This window comes from Acidobacteriota bacterium, assembly GCA_030697165.1.
GTDB lineage: Bacteria > Acidobacteriota > Vicinamibacteria > Vicinamibacterales > UBA2999 > 12-FULL-67-14b.
Genome location: JAUYQQ010000015.1, coordinates 21,513 through 37,628, shown reverse-complemented (window position 1 = coordinate 37,628; position 16,116 = coordinate 21,513). Strand labels below are relative to the sequence as shown.

15 protein-coding genes are annotated in these 16,116 nt (G+C 67.1%); 7 read left to right on the top strand and 8 right to left on the bottom strand.

Going from position 1 to position 16,116, the window contains the following annotated elements:
• Positions 1-13: 13 nt before the first annotated feature.
• Entirely contained in the window at positions 14-589 is a 576-nt protein-coding gene (efp, locus tag Q8T13_13880) for an elongation factor P (GenBank protein ID MDP3718850.1), read from the bottom strand.
• A gap of 90 nt (positions 590-679) precedes the next feature.
• Between efp and Q8T13_13875 the strand changes: the two genes are divergently transcribed.
• Positions 680-2,188 (top strand): FAD-dependent oxidoreductase, encoded by a 1,509-nt coding sequence (locus tag Q8T13_13875; GenBank protein MDP3718849.1) that lies wholly within the window; start codon positions 680-682, stop codon positions 2,186-2,188.
• Here the strand turns inward: Q8T13_13875 and Q8T13_13870 are convergent.
• Together Q8T13_13870 and Q8T13_13865 are read right to left on the bottom strand one after the other, a co-directional pair.
• Complete coding sequence (locus Q8T13_13870) at positions 2,175-2,585, bottom strand: hypothetical protein (GenBank protein ID MDP3718848.1); 411 nt, start codon at positions 2,583-2,585, stop codon at positions 2,175-2,177. The genes Q8T13_13875 and Q8T13_13870 overlap by 14 nt on opposite strands.
• Positions 2,586-2,595: 10 nt before the next feature.
• Positions 2,596-2,976 (bottom strand): LysM peptidoglycan-binding domain-containing protein, encoded by a 381-nt coding sequence (locus tag Q8T13_13865; protein MDP3718847.1) that lies wholly within the window; start codon positions 2,974-2,976, stop codon positions 2,596-2,598.
• 66 nt (positions 2,977-3,042) lie between these two features.
• Between Q8T13_13865 and Q8T13_13860 the strand changes: the two genes are divergently transcribed.
• Positions 3,043-4,449 carry a class II fumarate hydratase gene (locus Q8T13_13860; protein ID MDP3718846.1) on the top strand — a complete coding sequence of 469 codons (1,407 nt, stop codon included), beginning with the start codon at positions 3,043-3,045 and terminating at the stop codon, positions 4,447-4,449.
• A 48-nt stretch (positions 4,450-4,497) separates the two neighbouring features.
• On the top strand, positions 4,498-5,682 hold the full coding sequence (locus Q8T13_13855; protein MDP3718845.1) for a GAF domain-containing sensor histidine kinase: 1,185 nt from the start codon (positions 4,498-4,500) through the stop codon (positions 5,680-5,682).
• On the opposite strand, the gene Q8T13_13850 is transcribed toward Q8T13_13855, so the two are convergent.
• From Q8T13_13850 to Q8T13_13840, 3 genes are read right to left on the bottom strand one after another with little or no spacing between them, the layout of a single operon-like run.
• Positions 5,679-7,088 (bottom strand): glycosyltransferase, encoded by a 1,410-nt coding sequence (locus tag Q8T13_13850; protein ID MDP3718844.1) that lies wholly within the window; start codon positions 7,086-7,088, stop codon positions 5,679-5,681. The two genes, Q8T13_13855 and Q8T13_13850, sit on opposite strands and share 4 nt — an antisense overlap.
• Positions 7,088-8,149 carry a HEAT repeat domain-containing protein gene (locus Q8T13_13845; GenBank protein MDP3718843.1) on the bottom strand — a complete coding sequence of 354 codons (1,062 nt, stop codon included), beginning with the start codon at positions 8,147-8,149 and terminating at the stop codon, positions 7,088-7,090. Before Q8T13_13845 ends, Q8T13_13850 begins: the two co-directional genes overlap by 1 nt.
• Before the next feature lie 3 nt (positions 8,150-8,152).
• On the bottom strand, positions 8,153-9,673 hold the full coding sequence (locus Q8T13_13840) for a response regulator (GenBank protein MDP3718842.1): 1,521 nt from the start codon (positions 9,671-9,673) through the stop codon (positions 8,153-8,155).
• A gap of 74 nt (positions 9,674-9,747) precedes the next feature.
• On the opposite strand from Q8T13_13840, the gene Q8T13_13835 reads away from it, so the two are divergent.
• From Q8T13_13835 to Q8T13_13820, 4 genes are all read left to right on the top strand, one after another.
• Positions 9,748-10,860, top strand: a complete 1,113-nt coding sequence (locus Q8T13_13835) for a YaiO family outer membrane beta-barrel protein (protein MDP3718841.1) — start codon at positions 9,748-9,750, stop codon at positions 10,858-10,860.
• A gap of 126 nt (positions 10,861-10,986) precedes the next feature.
• Positions 10,987-12,876, top strand: coding sequence for a CocE/NonD family hydrolase (locus tag Q8T13_13830; protein ID MDP3718840.1), 1,890 nt, complete (start codon positions 10,987-10,989; stop codon positions 12,874-12,876).
• Between the two features lie 71 nt (positions 12,877-12,947).
• Positions 12,948-13,370, top strand: a complete 423-nt coding sequence (locus Q8T13_13825) for a cupin domain-containing protein (protein MDP3718839.1) — start codon at positions 12,948-12,950, stop codon at positions 13,368-13,370.
• A 245-nt stretch (positions 13,371-13,615) separates the two neighbouring features.
• Positions 13,616-14,059 (top strand): Uma2 family endonuclease, encoded by a 444-nt coding sequence (locus Q8T13_13820; GenBank protein MDP3718838.1) that lies wholly within the window; start codon positions 13,616-13,618, stop codon positions 14,057-14,059.
• Here Q8T13_13820 and Q8T13_13815 read toward each other — a convergent pair.
• Both Q8T13_13815 and Q8T13_13810 read right to left on the bottom strand, forming a co-directional pair.
• Positions 14,049-14,567, bottom strand: coding sequence for a hypothetical protein (locus Q8T13_13815; GenBank protein ID MDP3718837.1), 519 nt, complete (start codon positions 14,565-14,567; stop codon positions 14,049-14,051). The genes Q8T13_13820 and Q8T13_13815 overlap by 11 nt on opposite strands.
• A 92-nt stretch (positions 14,568-14,659) precedes the next feature.
• Positions 14,660-16,057, bottom strand: coding sequence for a YbhB/YbcL family Raf kinase inhibitor-like protein (locus tag Q8T13_13810; GenBank protein ID MDP3718836.1), 1,398 nt, complete (start codon positions 16,055-16,057; stop codon positions 14,660-14,662).
• Positions 16,058-16,116 lie beyond the last annotated feature (59 nt).

The window sequence follows — 16,116 nt, the reverse complement described above, 5'->3', positions numbered from 1 at the left end:
CTGTTCCTGTTTATCACGCTCGGCCGGCGAATTCGCGGGTCTCGGTGTGGACCTTGACCTTCTCGCCTTCCTTGATGAACAACGGCACCTGGATCTCCATGCCGGTCTCGAGCACCGCCGGCTTGGTCACGCTGCCGCTCGCCGTGTTGCCCCGCACCCCCATTTCAGTGGATGCGACCGTGAGCTCAACGTGGGGCGGAAACACGATGCCAATCGGCTGGCCGTTATAGCGGTGAATCTGCACCTCGACGTTGTCGACCAGCAGGCCGCGGTCGTCGCCCAGGATCTCGCTGCCGAGCGTGTGCGTCTCGAACGATTCCTGGTCCATGAAGTGAAAACCGTCGGCGTCGGCATAGGAGAAGGTGGCCGACGACATCACGAGATCCGGCTCGGCAAACTTCTCGCCCGCCTTGAAGGTCTTGTCGAAGACCGCGCGGGTGATCAGGTTGCGCATCTTCAGGCGCACGAGGGTTTGCCCGCCCCGGGCCGTCGGTTTTGACACCTCGACGTCCAGGCAGTGGTAGGGAGCGTTCTCGTACTCGAAATACGCCTTGCGCTTGATCTCAATCGCTTCCAGCAGTGCAGCCATCGCGGCATTGTATCAAGGGTGCCTAGGGTGCCTAGGGTGCCTAAGGTGCCTAAGGTGCCGTTGGGCATGATGGTTGCTTGCTGTACCGCCATGCCGCTCCGTAACGAACCGGTTTGGGAATCCACCGCGAGCGTTCCCGCGTTTTCTCCCCTGGTCGCCGATGTGACGGCCGACGTCTGTGTGGTCGGCGCCGGCATTGCCGGGCTGACGACGGCCTATCTGCTGACTCAAGTTGGGAAGTCGGTGGTGGTGCTCGATGACGGCCGCGTCGGCGGGGGGGCGACCGCCGTGACCACGGCTCACTTGGCCAACGCCCTTGATGATCGCTACTACCATCTCGAGCGTTTGCACGGAGAAGGCGGCGCGCGGCTGGCCGCCGACAGCCACACCGCCGCCATCGACCGCATCGAGTCGATCGTGGGCCGCGAGCGGATCGCGTGCGACTTCGAACGCGTCGAAGGCTACCTGTTCGCGGCGACCGGGCAGGGCGAGGACGAACTGGACCTCGAACTGGCGGCGGCGCATCGCGCCGGACTCCACAACGTCGCGAAGATCGGCCGTGCGCCGCTGGCGTGGGACACGGGCCCGTGCCTGCGATTTCCCAACCAGGGACAATTCCATCCATTGAAGTACCTGGCTGGACTGGCGGGGGCGATCGAGCGCGCTGGCGGCCGGATCTATGCGGGCTCGCACGCCGATGTCATCCAGGGCGGCCAGCCGGCCACGGTCACGACCCGTGGCGGCGTGGTGACCGCCGGCGCCGTGGTCGTGGCGACCAACAGCCCGGTGAACGACCTGGTGGTGATCCATACCAAGCAGGCGCCCTACCTGTCGTACGTCGTTGGGATGCTGGTGCCGCGCGGCGCTGTCGGCCGCGCGTTGTTCTGGGACACAGCTGATCCGTATCACTACGTGCGCCTGCAGTCACTGCCCGACGGCGACCACGACGTGCTGATCGTTGGCGGGGAGGACCACAAGACCGGACAGGCCGACGACGGCGACGCGCGTCACGCGCGCCTGGAGGCGTGGGCGCGCGAGCGGTTCCCCATGGCCGGCGAGCTGAGCTACAAGTGGTCCGGGCAAGTGATGGAAACGGTGGACGGACTCGCCTTCATTGGCCGCAACCCCCTCGACCACGACAACGTCTTCATCGTGACCGGTGATTCCGGGATGGGCATGACGCACGGGACAATCGGCGGCATCCTGCTCACCGATCTGATCCTGGGCCGGCCCAACCCGTGGCAGGCCTTGTACGACCCGTCGCGCAAGACGCTACGCGCGTCGGGTGAGTTTGTGCGGGAGACCGCGAATGTTGCGGCCCAGTACGCCCAGTGGTTGACGCCGGGCGATGTCGAGTCAGTCGAGGAGATCGCGCAGGACAGCGGCGCGGTGGTCCGCCGGGGCACGGCCAAAGTCGCTGTCTATCGCGACCCGACCGGCGCGCTTCACGAACGGTCGGCGGCCTGTCCGCACCTCGGCTGCATCGTCGCCTGGAACGCCGCGGAGAAGTCGTGGGATTGCCCCTGCCACGGCTCGCGTTTCGACCGGTTTGGCGAGGTGATGAGCGGCCCGGCGAACGTCGGGCTCACGCGCGCTTGACGCTCTTGAGGGGCGCGGCCGCGCTATCGACCGCGAGCTCTTCCGCCTGGATCTCGACCCGTTCGCGCTTGATGTCGAGCCTGAGGCGGCCGTACAGGCTGGTGTAGATGTTGGCGACCCACACCAGCGTGAACCAGGCGAGCAACGCGCCCCGCCAGCCGGGCACCAGCAGCGTGAAGCCGGTCAGCCAGACGACGCCGGCCGCCACGTAGTGGCTGAAGCAGTACTCGCAAGTAAACAAGTAGAAGAACTTGCGCTGCGCCAGCGTCGAGCAACTCTTGCTCTTGTCGACGCAGAACTGGTTGAACTCATCAAACAGCGCTTCGTGCGTCACCGTCCATGCGATACATGCGACCGGGGCGGCGAGCACGAAGAGCCAGATGAGCTGTTCGCTCAGCGCGGGCACGTCAGCCCTTGGGAATGGTCAGGACCTGGCCGGGCTTGATCTTGTCCGGGTCGGTCAGGGTGCCCTTGTTGGCGTCGAAGATCTTCATGTAGGCGTTGGCATCGCCCAGGTGTTCCTTGGCAATCTTGCTGAGCGTGTCGCCGGCCTTGACCGTGTACGTGGCGGCCGCGGGCTTGGCGTTGGGGTCGATCGTGACCTCGGCCACGACGTCGTTGCGCCAGTCGGGCACGGTCTTGATGGCCGTCCAGATCTCGTTCACTTCGTCCTGGTTCTGGACCATGCCCTTGAAGTGAAGCTTGCCGTCGCGTTCTTCCGCAGCGCCTTGCATGCGGAGGCCCTTGGCGGTCAGGATGGCGTGGCTGTATTTATCTCGTAAGCTCATCGGTTGTTTTCCTCTGACCGTGTCATTGCAAGTTGCGAACCACCCGGAACGGTTCAGAATGGGGCCATGACCCGCACCGAGCATGACTCGCTGGGCCCAGTTGAGGTAGCCGCCGACCGTTTTTGGGGAGCGCAGACGGAACGGTCGCGGCACCACTTCGCCATTGGCGGCCCGCGAATGATCTGGCCGCGGCCGGTGATTCGCGCCCTCGGCCTGTTGAAGAAGGCCGCCGCGCAGGCCAACACCGAGTTGGGGGAGCTTGGCGCCGATCGCGCCGGCCTGATCATCCAGGCCGCCGACGAAGTCATCGGCGGCGCCCTCGACGCCGAGTTTCCACTCGTGGTCTTCCAGACCGGCTCGGGGACCCAGACCAACATGAATGCGAACGAGGTGATCGCCAATTGCGCCAATCAACTCGCTGGCGCGCCGTTTGGCACCCACGCCCCGGTGCATCCGAACGATCACGTCAACAAGGGGCAGTCCTCGAATGACGGCTTCCCGGTCGTGATGCACGTCGCGACGACCGAGCAACTGGTGCATCGCCTGGTGCCGGCCGTCACGGCCTTGCGTGACACGCTCGCCGCCAAGGCGCTCGCCTTCGATTCCATCGTGATGGTGGGCCGCACGCACTTGCAGGACGCCGTCCCGATCACGCTCGGCGCGGTCGTTCGCGGCTGGGTGGCGCAAATCGACGACACGCTGGCCGGTGTCACCGCCACGCTGCCGGGGTTGCACGCGCTCGCCCTTGGCGCCACGGCCGTGGGTACCGGGTTGAACGCGCATCCGAAGTTCGGCGCCACGGCCGCGCGGTACCTCGCCGAGGGCACCGGCCAGCCGTTTCACGAAACCGCCAACCACGTCGCGGCGCTGTCGAGCCACGACGCCATGGCGGCCACCAGCGCGGCGCTCAGGGGCCTGGCCGGCGCGTTGATGAAGATGGCGAATGACGTGCGCCTGTACGCCTCGGGGCCCCGCGCCGGCATCGGTGAACTGCGGCTGCCTGAGAACGAGCCCGGCTCGTCGATCATGCCCGGCAAGATCAACCCGACCCAGTGTGAGGCGCTGACGATGGTGGCGGTGCAGGTCTATGGCAACGATGCCGCGGTCGCCTTCGCCAACTCGCAGGGGCAGTTCCAGTTGAACGTGTTCAAGCCGGTGATCCTGCACAACGTGCTCGAGTCGATCGCGCTACTGGCCGATGCCGTGACCTCGTTCGACACCTACTGCGCGCGCGGACTAGAGGCCGACGAGGCGCGCATTGGCGAACACCTGGCGCAGTCGCTGATGCTGGTCACGGCGCTCACGCGCCACATTGGCTACGAGCGGTCCGCCGCGATCGCGCTCGCTGCCCACCGGGAAGGGCGCCCCCTGCGCGAGGCAGCCATGGCGTCGGGCCACGTGACCGCGGCGCAGTTCGACGACTGGGTGCGCCCCGAGCGCATGGCCCGGCCTCACGAGCGTGATCTGGGGTGACCGGCACTGACCCGCGCAACGGTCCCGGTGGCCTGCTAGACTGGGCTGGTGACGGCCCCGCCGATCCCCCTGAACGAGGCCGCCCGCCTCGCCGCCCTCGATCGCTACCAAGTCCTCGACACGGCTCCCGAGCAGGCCTACGACGACTTCACGCAGCTGGCGGCCCGAATCTGCGGCGTGCCGATCGCGCTGGTCTCGCTGATCGACAAGGACCGGCAGTGGTTCAAGTCAAAGGTCGGTCTTGAGGCACCGCAAACACCACGCGAGCAGGCGTTCTGCGCGCACGCCATTGTCGACAACCAGTTGCTGGTCGTCCCCGATGCCAGCCACGACCCGCGATTCGAGGGCAATCCGCTGGTGACCGGGGACCCGCACATCCGCTTCTATGCCGGTGCGCCGCTGGTCACGGGCGAAGGGCACGGCCTTGGGACCTTGTGCGTCATCGACCGGGTGCCGCGCCAACTCAGTCCCGAGCAGCTGGCGTCGCTGCAGGCGCTCAGCCGGCAGTTGATGGCGCAGCTCGAACTGCGTCGCACCATGGAGTTGCTGATCGAAGCCGAGCGCGCCAAGAAAGTGTTTGTCGCCAACGTCAGCCACGAACTGCGCACGCCGCTCACCTCGATCCGCGGCGCCCTCGCACTGGTCCGCGATTCGGAACCAGACCTCTCGGACGATGCCGGCGCGCTGCTCTCGGCCGCCCACCGCAACGCCGACCGCCTGCTCGCCCTGGTGAACGATCTGCTCGACCTCGAACGCGTCGGCAGCGGTGAGTTGGCGGTCGTCAAGAAGGAGTGCGACCTTGGCGAGGCCATCGCGCTTGCCGTCGACACGGTCCAGCCGATTGCCAGGGATGCGGGGGTGGCGATCACGTCGACGTCGACCACGGTCCGGTTGCTGGCCGACCCGGAACGCCTGACGCAGGTGTTCATCAACCTGCTGGCCAATGCGGTGCGCTTCTCGCCCAAAGGGAGCACCGTGAGGGTGGGCGTGACGGCCACGGTCGAGTCCGTGCACCTGACCGTTGACGACCACGGCCCCGGAGTGCCGCCGGCATTCCGGCAGACGATCTTCGAACCGTTCAAGCAAGTGGAAGGTTCGGCGGCCCACAAGAAGGGCGGCACCGGGCTGGGCCTCGCCATCTCGCAGGCGATCGTCAAGGAGCACGGTGGCGTGATTGAGGTGGGCGATGCGCCCGGCGGCGGCGCGCGCTTCTGGTTCGAGCTGCCGATCTAGCTCTTCGCGAACCCCTTCCGCGTCATCACGCCCCAGCCCTGCTTGTTGCGCAGGAAATCGATCAGGCCCTTCAGGCGCCAGTACGTCGTGAGCTGGCGGTAGCCGAAGTTTTCAATCACCCCGATGGCCGCCAGCAACAGCAGGTGCCGCACCTTGGGGTAGCGCCGGTACGACATCTCTTCGAGCAGCACCGAGGTCATGGAGATCATCGCGCCGAACACCACCGCGGCCAGGAACAACAGCTGGGCGAACACCACGTCCAGCAAGCCGAACATCACCGCCACCAGGGTCACCAGGTAGCCGGATACTTCAATCAGCGGGCCGATCGCCTCGAACAGCAGGAAGTAGGGCATCGCGAACCACCCGACCGTTCCGTACTTCGGGTTGCCCATCATCGCCATGTGATAGCTCAGCACCTGGCAGGTGCCGCGCTGCCAGCGGTTGCGCTGGCTGGCCAGGATCTTCCGCGTCTCGGGCGCTTCGGTCCAGCAGACCGGATCGGGCTGGAACACCACGCGATACGGCCGGTTGGTGTCGCGCCAGCGCCGGTGCAGCCGTGCCACGATCTCCATGTCCTCGCCGATGGTGTCGTGGCGGAAGCCGCCGACCTCGATCACCGCGTCGCGGCGGAACAGGCCGAAGGCGCCGGAGATGATCAACAGCGCGTTGGCCGCCGACATGAAGACGCGGCCGCTCAGGAACGCGCGCAAGTACTCGACGACCTGGAAGCGCGCCAGCCAGTTGCCGGGCATGTCGATCTTGGTGACGCGGCCGTCCTCGACGGTGCAGCCGTTGACAATGCGGATGATGCCGCCGGTCGCGAGGGTGTCGGGGCTCTCGACGAACGGCAGCGACGCGCGCATCAGCGCCTCGGGCTCGAGAATCGAGTCCGCGTCGATCACACACACCAGCGGGTAGCGGGCGGCGTTGATACCGGCGTTGATGGCGTCGGCCTTGCCGCCGTTGGCCTTGTCGATCACCACCAGGTCGGGGTGGTCGAGCGAGCGATAGAGCGCCTGCACGGGCTTGGTGCCGAGCGGCTGCTGGTAGACCACCGGCGCGCGCATCAGCCCGAAGGCGGCGACCATCTTCGCGATGGTCTTGTCCTTCGATCCGTCGTTGACGACCACCACCTCGAACTGCGGGTAGTTCAGCAGCAGCAGCGAGCGCAGGCTCTGCTCGATCGTGGCCTCCTCGTTGTAGGCCGGCGCAATCACCGAGATGCCCTGGGTCGCCGGCGACCGCATGACCACGTCGAGCGCCCGCGAGGTCCAGCGGCGCCGGTGCTGCATGAGCGAGAAGAACGCCACCACCGAGAACAACAGGTAGAGCAGGTTGATCACCAGGAAGTAGGCGAGGACGCCGAGGTCGAACACCATCAGGCCCTGCGACACCCACGCGCGCATCAGCGAGGTCCGCCTTCCCACAACACCTGCTGGGCCAGGTCGTGTCCCAATCCCGCGCCTTGACGCACGCGCGCTGCCAGCGCGGCGTGGCCGTCGGGACCCAGCCTGAGCAACGCCCGCGCCGATTGGGCGGCAACTTCCCACTCGTCATCGAGGTGTCCGGCCAGGTGCGGCGCCGCGTCGCTGCGGCCGCTCTGGGCCAGGGCGCGGGCCGCCGCGGCTCTGACCGCCGCATCGTCATCCGCCAATGCCTTGAGCGCGTGGTAGAACGCGCGTTCGTCGAGACCGATCGCCGACAAGGCCCGCCAGGCGGCGGCGCGGGTGGGCGCGTCGGTGGCGCCGGCCCACTGCAGCAGCGGATCGCCGGCGGCCGCGCCGCCGACAAACGAGAGGATGGTCGCGACCAGGGCGCGGTCGTGCGGGTGTCCGGCGCCATGCTCCAGCAACGCCGCGGTCGAGCCTTCGCCAAAGGAGCGCAACGACTGAACCAGGCGGACGCGCTCGTGGCGCGTCGGGTCGCTCATGCGCGCGAGCAAGGGGCCGATCGCCGAGGGATCGCCGATTTGCCCGAGCGCATCGATCGCCGCCGCCCGGACCTGTTCGTGTTCGTCGTCCAGCAGCTCGATCAAGGCGCGCACCGCCGCTTGGTCACGCAGCAGACCCAGCGCCAGGGCGGCTTCCGAGCGATGCCACCAGTGGCGCGAGCGCAGATCGGCCCGCCAGCGGCCGGTAAGCTGCAGGTCGTCGGCGAGCTCGGCGGCGCGGGTATTGTGGCCGCCGCGCACGGCGTACAGGGGTGCGAGCACCAGCGAGCCGACGAGCGGACGGTGGCGGCGCGGGATTACCTTGGCCGCGGCCGCGAGCGCCATGGCGTCGCCATCGAGGGCCGCGGCGACGATCGGGCCGTAGCGGGCGATCAGGATGCGCTGGCGCCAGCCGGCGGCGGCCCGCAGCAGGCGCTGGGCCACCAGCAGGGCCAGCAGCAGCAACAACAGGGCGCTGCCGCCCAGGATGAACGGGAGCAGCACATCGCGAAACGCCTCGGCGAACCGGAGCAGCACGCGCTACCTGGTCAGCCGCGCGATGCGGGCCATCAGCTCCTCGGGATTGAAGGGCTTGGTGACGTAATCGTCGGCGCCCAGTTCGAAGGCGCGCGCCACATCTTCGTCGCGGCCGCGCGCCGAGACGACGATGGTTTTTGGCCGGGAGCCGGCGCGCTCGCGCATCCGCATCAGGACGTCGAAGCCGGTGAGCTTCGGCATCATCAGGTCGAGCAGCACCACCCCGGGGTTCTCACGCTCGAGGGCGTCGAGGGTCTGTTGCCCGTCGAGCGTCAGCACGGTCCGGTAGCCGGCGGCCCGCAACCGGGCGTCGATGATGTGGAGCACGTCGGGATCGTCTTCGGCCAGCAGCACCGTCGTCTGTCCCGGTACCGTGGCGCTGCGGGCGACGCGGTCGGCGGCCAGGGCCAGGTCGGCTTGCGCCAGCATCGCATCAAGCGCGTCAGAGCCGGCGCCGGGCGGCGCCGGACCGGCGGCGCCGATGGCGGCGCCTTCGAACCGCGGCTCGCGGTCGAGCATGGCCTGCATCGCGCCGCGCGCGGCCGCGGGCGAGAGTTCCGGCGCGAGCATCACCAGGTGGGTGTCGCTGACGCGGCCGAGGAGGTCGCGCCGGCGCACCTCGTCGTGGCAACGCGCCGCCAGGCGCCCGAGGTCCTGGGCCGCGACGCGCACCAGCACCAGCGCCGCCGGTCCCCGCGACAGCGCCTCGCGGGCGCCGGTTGCGAACAGGTCGTACGGGAGCAGGCCCGGCAGCGCGGCCGGCGGCGACGGCACCGGGGCGGCCCGTGACACCTGGCGCTTGATGCGCATCAGCAGCTCGCTCGGCGCAAACGGCTTGGTGAGGTAGTCGTCGGCGCCCAGGCTCAGCCCGGCCAGGCGGTCCAGCAGGCCGGTGCGGGCCGTGCAGAAGATGACCGGGACCGTGGCGAGGGCCCGCTCGAGCTTGATCTGCCGGCACACCGCCATGCCGTCCAGGCCGGGCAGGTCGACGTCGAGCAGAATGAGATCGGGCTGTTCGAGGCGCGCCGCCTCGACGGCTTCTGGTCCCGACTCGGCGGTGACGACCCGGTATCCCGCGGCGCGCAGGCCCGAGGCCGCGACCCGGCGTTGTTCCTGATCGTCTTCGACCAGCAGGATGCGAGCGGCATGCGGAGCGCGGCCGGCATCCTGGGCCCATGAGGGCGCCGATCCAGCCAAGTCGTGAGCAAACCCCGCGCCCATGCGCTTCAATCCGGCGCGCACCGCGGCCGGGTCCAGCACCGGTTCGAGCAGCGACTGTTCGACCAGTGACGCCTGGTCGCTGACCGTCGGGAAGCCGAGCACCCCACCGAGGCCAGCGAGCTTGTGAGCGGCTTCCCGCAGCGCGTTCAGCTCGCCATCGGCGCCGCGTTCGACCGAGCTGAGCAGCGCATCCATGGCCGACAGGCGGTTCGTGAAGCCGGCGACAAAGCGCGTGCGGGCATCGCGGAGGGCTTGATCGGCCTCGTGATCCTCCGGCGTGACTGGTGGCGGAATGTGGTCCATGCTTGGCGCGCTGCGTGTCAAAGAGCATACCAAGGTCGCTCCGGGCGCCGAAAGGGAACTGCTATCATCAATCCGTGGGTTCGCTCGGGTTCGCCGCCTTCTTCTCCCTGCTTTGTTGCGTGTCGGCAGCGGCGCAAGACAATGTCATCGCGCGGGCGCGAGCCGCGGCCGACGCCGGCGACCGCCCGGCGGGCCTGGCTCTCCTGGAAACGCACTTGGCCAGTGCGCCACGCGATGCCGATGCGCGGCTGGTCTACGGCCTGATCCTGTCGTGGGAAGGGCGCTACGACGAAGCGCGCCAGGCCCTGACGGACGTGCTGGCGCAGTCTCCCGATTACCTGGACGCGCGGGTCGCGTTGATGAACGTGGAATGGTGGTCGGGACGGTTGCCCCAGGCGCGCGAGCTGGTGCGAGCCGTGCTGACGCGCGACGCCGGCAACGCGCAGGCCCGCTACGTCCAGCAGCGTCTCGATGCGCGCACCCGGCCGTGGTCGCTCGGCCTCACCTCCACCCGCGACACCTTCAACGACGAACGCGAGCCGTGGCAGGAGACGGCCCTGACGCTTGGCCGTGAAACGCCCGCGGGCTCGCTGTTCGTTCGGGGCCGCCAGGGCGACCGGTTCGGCCTCACCGACCAGCAGGTGGACCTCGAGTTCTATCCAACGTTCCGGCCCGGCACCTACGCGTTTGTCGGCGTCGGTGTCGGCAGCGACGAGGTGTTGTATCCGGAGTACCGGGTCTCGTTCGATCTGTATCAGTCGCTCGGCGGCGGGTTCGAGGTCTCGGGTGGCTACCGGCGGCTGGCCTTCACCGACGCCACCGACATCTATCTCGCGACCCTCACGAAATACGCCGGCCACTGGATGATCACCGGCAAGGCCTTCGTCGTGCCCGACCCGGAACTGGGCGATGCCTGGTCGTATCACGCTCAGGTGCGTCGCTACTTCGGCGCCGCCGGCACCAGCTTCATCGGCGGCGGGTACAGCCGCGGCTACAGCCGTGAAGAGCCGCGTGGCGCCGGCGACTTGATCCGCGTGGACGCCGACACCATCCGCGGGCAGGCCGAAATCGACTTGACCGACCGCCTGCAGCTCACCGTTGCCGCCAGCACCAGCCGGCAGGAACGGTCGTTTCGCGAGCCGTACTGGCAGACCACGTCTGGCGCCGGCCTCAAGATTCGGTTCTGACGACGCGGTGCGCGGAGTCGCACCGCGCTGGTATGCTGTCGCCGTTTGAAGGAGGGTTCTGTCATGACGCCGCTTCGCCGCCTGATCCTCGCAATTACCGTTGCCGTCGCCATGGCCACGGCCGTCATGCCCGCGCAGCAGGGCACCCTGACCCCAGCCGAACAACAGCGCCGCAAGGACCTCGAAGCCGAACTCCAGGAGATCGCCATCGTCGAACGGCGGGTGATGATTCCCATGAAGGACGGCGTGCGGCTGGCGACCGACATCTACCGGCCCAGGGCCGCCGCGGCAGGCAAGGTGCCCATCGTGTTCGTCAAGACCCCCTACAACTTCAACTTCTGGGACGTGCGCAACGGCGTGCCGGCCGACATGAGCACGATTCTGGCAGCCATCAAGCGCGGATATGCGTACGTTGGGCAGAACGAGCGTGGCCATTTCTTCTCCGAGGGCAACTACGACATCCTCGGCGCGCCGATCACCGACGGCTACGAAACGATCGACTACTTGACCAAGCAGACGTGGTCCAACGGCAAGGTCGGCACGACCGGGTGTTCGTCCACGGCCGAGTGGCAACCGGCCGTGGCGTCGCTTGGCCATCCGGGCTTTGCCGCCATGAACGTCCAGGGCTTCGGCGCCGGCGTCGGCAAGGTCGGGCCGTACTGGGAGCAGGGCAACTGGTATCGCGGCGGGGCGATGCAGATGCTGTTCATCACGTGGATCTACGGCGAGCAGAACCAGGTGCGGCCGATGTTCCCGAGAGACACGCCGCAGGAGGACCTGATTGCCGCCTCGCGCCTGTTCGACCTGGCGCCGCGGATGCCGCCGGTTGACTGGGACAAGGCCCTGTGGCACCTGCCGACCGAGGACATCATCAAGAACGTGGGCGGCCCGCGCGGCATTTTCGCCGATAAGATGCCGGTGGAGTCCGGCGGCATGATGCAGCAGCGCGAGCCGAGTTCCGACGCGTGGCGCAAGGGCGGCTTGTGGCACGACGACATGGCGCTGAACGTGCCCGGCCTGTGGTTCATGTCGTGGTACGACGTGTCGGTGGGACCCAACCTTGAGATGTTCAATCACGTGCGGCGAACCGCGAAGGGCGACGTCGCCAACCAGCAGTGGGCCATCATCGCGCCGGTCGCGCACTGCGCCTTCACCCGCGCCACCGCCAACACCATCGTTGGTGAACGCAGCATGGGCGACGCGCGGCTCGACTACAACGAGATCATGTACGGCTTCTTCGACAAGTTCCTGAAGGGTGACGCCAATGGCCGGATCGAGAAGCAGGCGAAGGTGACCTACTTCACGATGGGCAGCAACAAGTGGCAGACCTCCGAGGTGTGGCCGCCGGCCGGCGCGCAGCCGATGACGTTCCACCTGTCGAGCGGCGGCAACGCCAACTCGCTGAACGGCGATGGGCAATTGACCATGGCGCCACCCGAGACGGACCGGCCCGACCGCTTCACCTACGACCCGATGAATCCCGTCCTGTCCTACGGCGGCAACGTGTGTTGCACCGGCAACGCCATTACGGCCGGCTCGTTCGACCAGCGCAAGATGGAGTCACGCCACGACATCCTCGTCTACACCAGTGAGCCGTTCGCCGAAGGCGTGGAGATGAGCGGACCCATTACGCCGACGCTCTACGTCTCGTCCGACGCGAAGGACACGGACTTCACGGTCAAGGTGCTCGACGTCTATCCGGATGGCCGGGCCTACAACCTCGATGAATCCATTCAGAGGATGCGCTATCGCGACGGCTACGACAAGCCGCTGGTGTGGATGGAAAAGGACAAGGTCTACAAGGTCACGTTGCAGCCGCTCACCACGAGCAACTACTTCGCGCCCGGGCATCGCCTGCGGATTGAAGTGTCGAGCAGCAACTTCCCCCGTTTCGATCGCAACCTGAACACCGGCGGCCGCAACTTCGACGAGGCCAAGGGGGTCGTGGCGAAGAACGCGGTGCATCATTCAAAGCAGTACCCGTCGAGCATCACCGTGACGGTCGTGGGCAAGTAGTGCCAGGAGGGCAGCGCTTTAGCGCTGCCGGTGCCAGGAGGGCGGCACTTTAGTGCCGCCGGAGGAATGACATGAACGATCGCCGCGACTTTCTCACCGCCAGCCTGATGGGCCTGGCCGCGTCATTCATCGCGACCCGCGACGCTGACGCGGCGGTGACCGCCAAACCGCTGGCGCAGAAGGCGACGCCCGCCGTGAACCTCGACGGATGGCAGATGAGCGCCACCGAAGTGACCTATCCGCCCGGCGAAGCGTCGGCCCAGCATCGCCATCCCGGGTTCGTGATCGGCTACGTGCTCGAGGGCCAGTATAAGTTCGCGGTGAACAACGACACGCCGACGGTGCTCGCGGCGGGGCAGATGTTCTTCGAGTCGTTCGACGCGCCCGGGCAAGTGCACGCGGTGTCGGGCAACGCGAGCACGACTGCGACCACCCGGATCCTGGCGATCGTGTTCCATAAGAAGGGCGATCCCGTTTCCCTGCCCGGAGCATAGGCGCGCGTGGGCTGCTGGCGGAAGGGCGCGCGGCGATGTGATCGCGCGTCCCGGCTACTTTGTGGCCCCGCAATAGCCTGATTCCGCGGCAATAATTTCCATATCGGTCGACGTACTCGGACGCAGGAACTGCGTACTCGCGAGTGCCCATTCCTCGATTCTCGAAAGAAATCGCGCGGCATGCGCTTAGCACTGTTCTGTCGCGTCATGCGCGACGATGCTAGGATTCGAGGGAGGAGCAGCGGATGTCCGAACACCCAGTGCCGGCGGTCCACAAGCTCACGGTCAACGAACTCTGGGCGCGATTCCCGGACGAGACTCACGTGCGTCACGAGCTCATCGACGGGGTGCTCTTCGTGACGCCCAGCCCAATCACCCGGCACCAGCTGCTGGTCGGCCGGCTGTCGTTCGAGATTGAGTTGTACCTTCGGGCGCATCCGGGGGTCGGGCAGTTGTTCGGCGTTCCACTTGACGTCGTCCTGTCGGACCATGACGTCGTTGCACCCGACATCATTCTGATCGCTGACGATCAGACGGAAATTCTCACCGACCAGAACGTGCAGGGGCCTCCGGCGCTTGTGGTCGAGGTCCTCTCGCCGTCAACTCGAAGGCGAGACATCGGGATCAAGCGCCAGCTGTTCGATCGCGCAGGAGTTCGTTCGCGCGATAAGAGTTCGGCTACTGCTTAATCGGTAGGGTCAACGAGCGCTCGAGTTCGTCCAGCTGATTGTTGACGTCGCTCCAGCGTCCCTGGTCGGCCGCCATCTGCTGCGATAGCAGCGATTCCTCGGTCAGCAGATCCTGCCGGCGCTTCTCCGGGTTTCGCAACTTAACCTTGTGGTATTCGAGTTGCTCTTCCATCTCTCGTCGCATCTCAGACGAGTTCGTCCGCTCAATCGCACTCTCAGTTCGCTTGACGTCGTCAGTGGTCGATGCGATCACCGCCTCGACTTTCGAAAGCTCGTCACGGACCGCGGCCGCTCGACGAGAGAGCTCGGCGATGCGCTGCTCCTGCAGTTGTACCCGAGCCACCAGCAACTGGATGCGCGCGCCAACCGTGGCCGAGCGCTCCATCGCAATGCGGAGCGACCGCACTTCACTGAGCAGCTCGCGAATCGGATCCGCAGCTGGGGTTTGCGCGGTGATTACACCGGGACTGAGAAATGAGCCGAGCAAGACAACAACGGTGGCGCGCATCACCTCTGACCTCCGGTCTTAAATCACCCGATCACTGATTCACCAAATCCCGATATGGAATCACCAAATCACCAAATCACGAGATCGCCAGATCACCGCCTGAACAACCCCACCAACGCTCCCTTGCCGCGAATCTTCCCGGCCATGGCGGCCATCACCGCGGCACGCGTGAGCGGTGGCGATTGGCCCACGGCCGGCACCTCGATCGTCGAATCGAGCGCGTAGATCTCGAACACGTAGTGATGCGCCGGGCCTGACGCCGGCGCGCCGGGGCCGCGATAGTACGGGCCGCTGGCGCTGATCTGCCGCGTGCCGTCGGGTAACTGGCTGCCTTGCGGCACCCCTTCCGGCAGCGCGCGCGTGCCCTTCGGGATGTTCCACAGCATCCAGTGCAGGATGTCGTCGGTGCCGTTCCCAATCGCGGTGTCCGCGTCGCGCGCGATCAGCACGAAGCTGACCGCATCGTCCGGCGCCGTCCACGCCAGCGGCGGCGACACCTGGGCGCCGGCCTGGGTGTACTTCGCGGGAATGGCGCCGCCGTCGGTCCACGCCGTCGTGGTCAACGACATCACCTGGATGGGACCGCGGCGGTTGCTGAGTTGGGCTGGTGGGGCTGGTGGGGCGGGTGGGGCTGGTAGGGGATTCGGGAGGCCGGCCACACCGGGGCCTTGCGTCTTCTTCCACGCGTCGTAGCGCATCCGCAGCGTCTTCACGGGGTTGAGATTCTCGCCCGCCTTGATCTGGTTCGGTCCCTTGTCGGCGCCCGGCTGCGACGCGGTCAGATACATCGCGTACTTGCCGTTGTTGTGCGAGTCGCCGCTCGTGTCCTTCGGGTCAGATGCCAGGATGTAGGCGATGTGCGACGTGCGGCCGTCGCAGGGGATGGCCGGCGCCACGCCGTCGGCCGGCCACGGCGGGCACACGCAGCGGCTGTCGCCGCCCGAGCCGTCGGCCGCCTCCATGGCCGCCATCACGCGATCGGTGATCGAGCCGGCGCTCTTGATGAACGCCTGCACCGCGTTGGGCATGACGTTGCCGGCGCGAAGAATGTTGCCCTGGATCGAATAGAAGATCTCGGTGCCGGGGACCTGGCCCTGGAGGTCTTGCGAGACGTAGCCGTTGGTCAGGCCCGAGTGGCCGGCGCTGCGGCCCTGCAAATCGAGAATCCCGAACTGCCGGCTCTGGAACGCCGGGTCGGCGCTCAGCAATTCGATGATCCGCTTCGGGTCGGTCCCTTTCTGCAGCTCCTCGAACACCAGCATCTGGTTCTTGTGCGTGCCGTCAACGCCGGCCTGGCAGGCGGCAACGCCCTTGCCGGGCACCACCACGGCCTGCACGCCCATCAGGAACTGGTCGTCGCGATCGACGCACGTGGCCGACGCGATCACGACCCGGCCCGAGGTGCGGTCGACGGCAATCACTGACCAGGTGGCAAAGGCCGAGGAGGGCAGAACCAGCAGAGAAACCAGGACCAGGAACACTCGACGCATCAGTAAGACCCCTTTCGCCAGACACTATATACTTCCCCGGTCTGGACCTTTGGAGGGGC

Coding starts and splice junctions, on each gene's coding strand:
- efp (MDP3718850.1), bottom strand. CDS start 589: ATGGCTGCACTGCTGGAAGCGATTGAGATCAAGCGCAAGGCGTATTTC.
- Q8T13_13875 (MDP3718849.1), top strand. CDS start 680: ATGCCGCTCCGTAACGAACCGGTTTGGGAATCCACCGCGAGCGTTCCC.
- Q8T13_13865 (MDP3718847.1), bottom strand. CDS start 2,976: ATGAGCTTACGAGATAAATACAGCCACGCCATCCTGACCGCCAAGGGC.
- Q8T13_13860 (MDP3718846.1), top strand. CDS start 3,043: ATGACCCGCACCGAGCATGACTCGCTGGGCCCAGTTGAGGTAGCCGCC.
- Q8T13_13850 (MDP3718844.1), bottom strand. CDS start 7,088: ATGCGCGCGTGGGTGTCGCAGGGCCTGATGGTGTTCGACCTCGGCGTC.
- Q8T13_13840 (MDP3718842.1), bottom strand. CDS start 9,673: ATGGACCACATTCCGCCACCAGTCACGCCGGAGGATCACGAGGCCGAT.
- Q8T13_13830 (MDP3718840.1), top strand. CDS start 10,987: ATGCCCGCGCAGCAGGGCACCCTGACCCCAGCCGAACAACAGCGCCGC.
- Q8T13_13825 (MDP3718839.1), top strand. CDS start 12,948: ATGAACGATCGCCGCGACTTTCTCACCGCCAGCCTGATGGGCCTGGCC.
- Q8T13_13820 (MDP3718838.1), top strand. CDS start 13,616: ATGTCCGAACACCCAGTGCCGGCGGTCCACAAGCTCACGGTCAACGAA.
- Q8T13_13815 (MDP3718837.1), bottom strand. CDS start 14,567: ATGCGCGCCACCGTTGTTGTCTTGCTCGGCTCATTTCTCAGTCCCGGT.
- Q8T13_13810 (MDP3718836.1), bottom strand. CDS start 16,057: ATGCGTCGAGTGTTCCTGGTCCTGGTTTCTCTGCTGGTTCTGCCCTCC.